Origin of the sequence: Kordia sp. (genome assembly GCF_045105435.1) — a bacterium.
In the GTDB taxonomy this organism is placed as follows: Bacteria; Bacteroidota; Bacteroidia; order Flavobacteriales; family Flavobacteriaceae; genus Kordia.
On sequence record NZ_JBGCDL010000232.1, the window covers coordinates 1 to 8038 of the forward strand.

The 8038-nt window shown below is 31.4% G+C and carries 5 protein-coding genes; all 5 read right to left on the reverse strand.

Annotated features, from left to right (window positions below):
- Window positions 1–183: 183 nt before the first annotated feature.
- Window positions 184–717 (reverse strand): SUKH-3 domain-containing protein, encoded by a 534-nt coding sequence (locus tag AB8B65_RS11950; RefSeq protein ID WP_405301258.1) that lies wholly within the window; start codon window positions 715–717, stop codon window positions 184–186.
- Between the two features lie 256 nt (window positions 718–973).
- Window positions 974–1411, reverse strand: a complete 438-nt coding sequence (locus tag AB8B65_RS11955) for a hypothetical protein (RefSeq protein WP_405301259.1) — start codon at window positions 1409–1411, stop codon at window positions 974–976.
- 5 nt (window positions 1412–1416) lie between these two features.
- Window positions 1417–2259 carry a hypothetical protein gene (locus AB8B65_RS11960; RefSeq protein ID WP_405301260.1) on the reverse strand — a complete coding sequence of 281 codons (843 nt, stop codon included), beginning with the start codon at window positions 2257–2259 and terminating at the stop codon, window positions 1417–1419.
- Window positions 2260–2264: 5 nt separating this feature from the next.
- A complete protein-coding gene (locus tag AB8B65_RS11965) occupies window positions 2265–4424 on the reverse strand; it encodes a hypothetical protein (RefSeq protein ID WP_405301261.1) in 2160 nt (719 codons plus the stop codon).
- A gap of 115 nt (window positions 4425–4539) precedes the next feature.
- The gene (locus tag AB8B65_RS11970) at window positions 4540–7947 is read right to left on the reverse strand and encodes a hypothetical protein (protein ID WP_405301262.1); all 3408 of its coding nucleotides are present in this window, start codon (window positions 7945–7947) and stop codon (window positions 4540–4542) included.
- Between the last annotated feature and the right edge of the window lie 91 nt (window positions 7948–8038).

Below are 8038 nucleotides of genomic sequence, written 5' to 3' on the forward strand. Positions count from 1 at the left end.
CACATCAACTCTAAAGATTGAAAATAATCGCTACAGATTTAGAGATATTTAAAAACCCGCTGACTTTTTGAGTTTGCTGGTTTTTGGTTTTATAATTATTTACTTCTTCTTCTCTTTTAGATATTTTTCTGCCCAAGAATAGTTTGTACCTGTAATAAAATCTATGTGATAGTATTGTAGGTTTTAAAAATTATATTTAAAATTATATGTTTCTAAATCAACAACAGTATTAGTTCCTTTTTTGTATTCTAACCATATTTCATCATCATCATTTGCAGGATCTAATTCCAAAGTATCAAAAACTCTCATTCTTATAATATTTTCTATACCTTTATATAATTCTTTTCCACAGCAAAAAGCATATTCTCCTAATAAATATACATAACCATTTTCATCTATAGAAACATCGTATGATTCTGGCGTGTAATGTGCAATAGGATATAATTTTCTACCTAATTGCTCTGTATAACCTTCAGAAATTCCTGTAATCCCTTCAGTTTTTGAAATATCAAAATTTATATAATTTATTACTTCAGATTTTACAGGAATTTCAGGTGTAAAATCTGAAATTTTTAGCTTACCATATTCAAACATAAAATCTTGGATGAATTGCGGATAATTATTTTGTTCCATGTATAATTTATTTGAAAACTCTTTTCTATTAGGTTTCCATCCATGGCTTTTGATATGTTTTTGTAGTTCTTTTGAGAAATTCATAATTAAATAGGATTTATATCTTGAAGTATATTAAAATATTTTAACATAGGAGCACAACTTTTACAAGCTGGTTTAAAAGATCCCACGCTAGCGCTAGTTTATAACTAGTGCCGAGTATGAGTAAGATAATACACTAATTAAACAAAAAAATCATTCCACATCAACTCTAAAGATTGAAAATAATCGCTACAGATTTAGAGATATTTAAAAACACCGCTGACTTTTTGAGTTTGCGGGTTTTTGGTTTTATAATTATTTACTTCTTCTTCTCTTTTAGATATTTTTCTGCCCAAGAATAATTTGTACCAGTAATAAAATCTATATGATAGTATTGTAGGTTTTTCATATCATTTCTAACAGATGTAGTTATGTCAAGTACTGGATCTGTGTATGTGTTATACTCTAAATTTAAATGTTCTCTTGGATTGTAATTAGCTAGATATGTTATTATATCCGCATAATTAGCGTTTAATTCTTTTCCGTTCTTATATGATATAAAAGTAAGATTAATTCCATCATCTGGAACATCTTGTAGTTCAATTTCACATGTTTCAAATTTAATAATAACTGATCTCCAATCCTCTGTTTCATCAATTAATTCATAAGATACTGGCCATTCAAATTCAGCCATGACATCGCGTACTATTTGTAAAGTTAAATAACTTTTTGGTATGTATAATTTTTCTTCTTGCATTATTTTTAATTTACTTTTTTAGCTATATGATCAATAATTTCATAGCCATTTTTTTTCAAATATTCGATTTCTTGACTAAATATTGTGGGAACTCTTTTCCCAAATTCATCTTTGACATATTCCTTTAATTTACTATCAAAAATATATTTTGATTTTTCTAAATTTGGATTTGTAACAAACCTAACATCGTCGCCTCTAGCTATAATATCATCTAACCAAGGTTTATTTGCTAGATCCCAGAAATCTTGGGTAACTTTTTTCCAAAATAATTTGTTATTAGTTTCCTCTAAAAGCTTATATTTTTCTTTGAGTTTCCACCAAATAGGGGAAGATAAAATATCTAATCCACCAGGATTATTACCTTGTCTCCATAAACCTTTAAATCCAAAACCTTTTACTATACTTACATCTTTTAGAATTCCTGTAATAGCAACAGTCCTATCAGGATATAATGATATTAAACCACCACCAAAAAAATTATCAAACCTCTTGCCAACTAGCTCTAGGCTATTTCCTTTGATAAATTTAGCGATTATATTGTTATTTTTTCCTTTTCTTACAGCAGTTGCTAAGTCCTCTAAATATTCTTCTATAGTTTTTCCGCTTTTTCTAGCTTTTTCTTTTAATTCTCTTATTATAGCTTTTGTTTTTTGATATTTTACATTTTCAGCTAATAAAACTCCAGTTTTTTCAGCATATAAATTATATTTATATCTTTTTGATCCAAACACTGTAACAAAACAACCTAATATAATAGAAGTTTCCTTTATTATACCTAATTTGAATTGTGATTCTTTTATCTTTTTAAATTCCCATAAGAATATGAGAATTTTATACAATTTTCTCATAGTAATTATTTTATTGGGCAAAATGTTATAGCATTTCCAGCTGCATTCACTTTAGTAGGTATAAACCCTTCAGATATAATAGTATCTCTTACTTTTTTATTAGGAAATAATTTTATAAAAGCATTTTCTGCAAGTTCTTTGGTTGTAGAAACAAACTCACGAATCCATTCTAGTAAGGTGTCTAATGCTTTTTTAAGATCAAAATTCTTTATTTTATTGAACAATTCAATAATTGTATTTACAAAGCGATTAGAATCTTTAATTTCAAAATCTGGGCGTTTACTTTTAGTGGTTAATACACGTTGTAAAGAATCAGAAGAAGTATCAAATGCTTCTGTTGCTTTTGTTACTTTTTTTCCATTTTTAATTAAATTCCCTATTCCAAAAGATATCAAGCCAGTAAATACTTCTTCTACAACAAACCCAATGATATAGCCCATTGTATATCCGATCTCATCTACATTTGTTTTAACGAATTCGTTTGCTTGTTTCAATTTACTCACTATAGTTTCAGGATTGGAAAGGGCATTTTTTACTAGTGAAAAAGATGCAACAGTAAAGTCGATTACTGCATTTAGATTTTTTATTGAAAATAAATTTACAAATCCTTCAACTGCATTTTCCAAAAGTTCAACAACTAAACTTACATAAGATCCCTTTTTCTGCTTACTATAGATTTTGTGTAGATGATAAGGTAAACTTAAAATCATTCCTACCATTGAAAATATATCACCCACAGCTTCAATAAGGCTGTTGAGTATACCAATCACTAAAGCATTTAAAAAAATAAGTGTACCAGCAAATCCCTCATTAATAAATTTTACTATTTGATTATAGAGATCCACTAGCGTTTCAATGATATCAATAATGAAACTTAATTTGTCTTTGAGATAATTACTTATTCTTTTGTGAGGAATGTAGCCTATAAACTTATTGAAATTAGTTCTTATATCACTTGTAGTTCCTTCAAAAGAAGGATCTTTACTATTATTTGATTTTTGTTTGCTTGGATCATATTCTTTTGTACTCGCTTCTTTAGTATCAAGTAAGAGATCAATAATAGTTTCTAAACCAGGAAAAATAGGATTGAATTTTGGATTTTTTTGTCCTTTATCATCGTAATATTTCCAACGATTTTCTCCAAATTTTAAACTTGTAATGCCTTCACCAATAGCTATTAAACCATCGCCAAAAGTTTCTTTAATTAGCCAAGTACCAAAACCAACAACAGCATCTACTATTTTTCCTAAAAAATATAAAATCCCCCATTCTTCACCTTTTTTCTTTTTTTCAATATGTTCTACGGCGACACTTTTGATTTCTCCTGTATTGGTATCAACATCAAATAAACGTGCTAAAATTGCAATGCCTTCAGAAGAAAATTGTTTAGAATTACCTATATTTTTTCCTGAAAGAACTCTACAAACTGAACCCAAGATATTATAACTATCATCTTCTTCCAAGAATATGATAATTTCGTTGTCCCTAATTTCATCAATATCTATATGTGATTTCTCTATTTTAGCCCCATCCTTAGAAATAAAAAACATAACAGAAACGTTAGAATTTTTATAAAACTTATTTAAAATAACTTCTAATGAACCAAAAGCTTTAGGTTTAGATATTTTACTTAAATTTTTTGTAAACTTAGGTGTTGCGGCAGCTGCATAATCTATACTATATAGATTTAAAGCTTCATTAAAATTATCAGAAAAACTATTAGTTGAGGTACCTGAAACAAAAACTTGTGGATAAAGAAATGTTAAAAGGTCACTACTTATAAATCTCCCATAATATTTTCCATCCAAATAATACGTATATACATCAATACTATTTCCATTATTGAATGTTACGGTATCGCTTCTTAAAAACCGCATTTGACCACTAGGAATTAAATAGTTTTCCACTGTGTAGCGATTCAGATTTGATCTTGAACCATGAGTAAAGTTAAATTGTGAACTCCCAGGTATTGACTTTAATTCACAATACATATATTCATCAATACTCAAGTCAAAATCAGTTGGAATATTTAGATTTTCAATACTTTGATCGTCAGGATTATTTGAGCCGTCATCTAACGTAATGCGATCATTAAATACAACTACATTACCTGATGGTTGAAATTTTTTCCCATACTTTTCCAACCCATATTCGTATGCATGCATAATTTCTTTTTTTAATTTTTATACTTCGATTTTTGTCAAATTTTGACAGTAGAAAAGCTTCCCGAACTGAATTCGGGAATACTTTTTCTAGTAAAATCTGTGATTAAATTGTTTGTTATTGTACGGTAGTATCACCTACAGCATCACTACCAATACCATCTTCAATTCCGCCAACAAGCTCATCACTTTGAACTATTGGATTGTTTGAAAGTTGGTTGCCATCCGCATCTACAACAGGATTTCCGTCAGTGTCAAATCGTAACCAATCATTACATTCATCATTACAAGGCAATCCTTCAACATTCAATCCGATAGCGCCAGCTTGAATGACTGTTAATGAAGTTGGTACACGCGTTTCCCATGTTTCTTCTACTTCACTTTCAGGATTACGCAATTCTTCAACAATGGATACAAATTCTTCATCGTCAAGTGTTGGTACTTGTCCGCCATTCCAAATTTGTCCCGTTGCCATATACCAGTTTACCATTTCTTCAAATCCTGGACGAACGGTAATAATTACACGTGCCATTCCGCTTTGTAAGAAAGCTTTGAATAATGGATCGTTGTTTTGAATTTGGTATAATTCTCCCCATTTTTCTTTGTTTGCCCAATAGAAAGGGTAGAAGTAATAACTCATAATATCCCATTCAAAAGCTTGCTCAAAGAATTTTACTTTTGCAGCATAATCATCTAAAGAAGCATTTGAATATTTAGCCGTAATTTCAGTTACAGATTGTCTGTTGTTGACTAAATCTTTCCCTAAATTATCATGCCCAAGCAAGTATGTGATACAGTTTTTACGCAATACGGTTTTTTCAATTTCTCTAAAGAATCCTGGATTGATATTAATCTTCTCATTCTTCATTTCTTTTTGAGCAGCCAATTTTTCATTGTATGCTGTCATACGCTCTTCGTATGCTTCAATAATTGTATTGAAAGTTTCAATTTGCCATCTTTCTTTAGTTTCAGGTAAAACTTGAACCTTGATACTTACGGTAGAGTTTCCAGATAAATGTCCTAAAGAAGAAAATGATACAGGAATTGATTCTACGTGTTTAGGAATTTTAAACTCAACATCTTTAGTTGCCATTTTTTCACTTCCAACAATAATTTTAGTCGAATTCGGCGTGTATCCATCTTCTGAACTATCTTCCCAATAAGCTTTCGCATAGCTTGTGTAATATCCTTCCGGAATGGTAACTTCTTCGTTTTCACCATAGCGTTCATAACGATCGTCCTTAATTTCAGTTGCCTGATATGAAAATGCTTTTCCGACATACATATTTTCTACTGGCGGCTCAGAAACCTCAGCATTGTAAATAGCTGCCCAATGTTTGTAAGTTGTTGCAGTAACGGCTTTATGATCTTTCATTTTTTGGAAAGAAGCCGTTCTTGGATCTACAGGTTTTACTAATATTTCTTCTTCGCTTGACATTTGAATTGCCAAATCGTGAAAAGAAGCTGGCTCCGGAATCATGAATTCGTACATTAAACGTTTTCCATAGTTCAGTAATTTGTTTTCGTATATTTTATCAACCCAACGATATACACCTGAAACGTGTTTGTCGCCTTTACGGTTGTCAAATCCGTGTGAAGTAGTTTCTTCATACTCTTCAACAACTTTGGTCACACGCTCTTCACGTACTTTTTGAACAACTCTATCTAAAGCTCTTTCTGTGAGTTCTTTTGCATGTGTAATGGCTTGACTTTCTGATTCTTCCGAAGAGGTATTAGTTGCAAAACTTGCACTTGCATTTCCTCCAAAACCTTTGCCTGGACTTCCCCAGTTGATTCCAGCAGTAGCATTTGCAGATTGATCTTGCGCACTGATAGAAGCAATTTCTTGATTCATTTCAAAACGATCCGTAGAAGTTGTCTCTGTGAGGTTTTCTCTTTCACTTTCGCTAGAAGAAGTATTTGTTGTTTCTTGACGACGTGTACGTTTTATATCTTTCGATTTGTATTCGCGCGCCATGATGTTTTCAATGTGTGAAACTTCTCCTGGCACATAACAGCAAACTTCTTGTTCAACTTTACGGTAATCAGCAATTCCTAAACGTTGAATTCCGAAAGCTACTGGCGCTTCTGTAGGAGTTATTGATCCTGGATTTGCTGGTTGCAATTGACCTAATTTACACTTTTTTGGTACAATACCTACAATATTTTCATCGTATACTTCACCGTTTGAGAATTCAATTTCTACATCAATTTCTGAAGCTTGACTTAAATCAATACCATCACCACATAAGACCAAGGAAATTTTTGAGCCAGTACTAAATTCTGTAAAGTCTGAATATACTTCACCATCGAAATCTACCAGAACGTTTACAACATCATAAGAAGCATGAGGAACATTTATTGTCATTAATAAATTATACAATGAAGTTCCAATTTTTTGTCTTGGACATAAGCTAAATGAGAAAGGAGCAAGGTTTGCATCGCTAGATATTGGCACAGAAATTCCTCCTGGAATTACTACTTGCGATTCTTCAAAATCAGTGTTTTCAAAAACCTCATCCGTGTTTGCTTGAATTTCGTTCGCAATAGCATCTTCAACTTCTTGCAATGTTGTAGCATTGTTTTGTGCTTCAAAGTCATTGACAACTTGCAATGCAGGAACGCTTAATTTAGTTGCTAAGATTGTTTTATCTAATTCATCAACTGGCGCAAAATTATAATCAGGAATAACTAAATTGGTATATTCTTTTACAACTGAAGTTTCTCCAGTATCTGAATCTGTAACAACTCTTTCTGTTACAGTAGCTGCATTATAAGCAGCGCGTACAGAAGTATCATAGGTTTTTTGATATGCAGCTTTTGCTTTGGTATTGTCGGAATCATAAATACTTCTAGCGCGTGCAATTTCTTTTGCAATTTCTTCTAATTCTACTAAGTTTTGTTTTGCTGCAACTGCTTTTGTTTCTTTTTTGAAGTGTTTTTCGGCAACTTTTGGTGTTCTTGGTTCTGTAGCAGCAACTTCATAATTGAATAAGCTTTTATCAATTACAACTCTTGCTTGTGCTAGTTCTTGTAAGTTTTTAGTAGTACGTTCAACAGCATCTCGGTTTGTTAAAAAGAAATCGGCAACAAGCCAAGATAATAGTGTATCTCTTACATAAGGATCGCCATTTGTTAAAATATTGTAGTGCAAATCGTCCCAAACTTGTACCATATTAGGATGCGTACTTTGAGGTGCATAATATGCGTCAACTCTACTAGTAATTTCTTCTAGAGAAAATTTAGTTCTATTAGCGGTAAGCCAAATAGCAAAGTAATAAAAGTAGATATTTTCATTTTCTAAATCTTTTTTAGAAGAAAAAGTAGGCGTATATCCACTAACGGCTGTTTCAATAGCCAATTTCTTAGCTTCAGGTGTGGTTGCTTGCGCTGCTGGTGTTATAAAAGCACTTGTTTCATTAGTTGGAAAATCTACAAATCCCATTGTTCTTCTTGCAGCTCCAATAAGTTCAGGTGCACGCATTGTAACGAATCTGTACAATGTATTTTTGATGTTTTGTTTCATCTTTTTAATTTTTAATCGTTTAAGTGTATTTGAATAAACTGTGTGGCTTTTCTAATGACAGTACTCAACTTTTGTACGACTAAAAACTAAT

Excerpts from the sequence above, each read along its gene's own strand:
- AB8B65_RS11960 (WP_405301260.1), bottom strand. The coding sequence starts at position 2,259 with ATGAGAAAATTGTATAAAATTCTCATATTCTTATGGGAATTTAAAAAG.
- AB8B65_RS11970 (WP_405301262.1), bottom strand. The coding sequence starts at position 7,947 with ATGAAACAAAACATCAAAAATACATTGTACAGATTCGTTACAATGCGT.
- AB8B65_RS11965 (WP_405301261.1), bottom strand. The coding sequence starts at position 4,424 with ATGCATGCATACGAATATGGGTTGGAAAAGTATGGGAAAAAATTTCAA.
- AB8B65_RS11955 (WP_405301259.1), bottom strand. The coding sequence starts at position 1,411 with ATGCAAGAAGAAAAATTATACATACCAAAAAGTTATTTAACTTTACAA.
- AB8B65_RS11950 (WP_405301258.1), bottom strand. The coding sequence starts at position 717 with ATGAATTTCTCAAAAGAACTACAAAAACATATCAAAAGCCATGGATGG.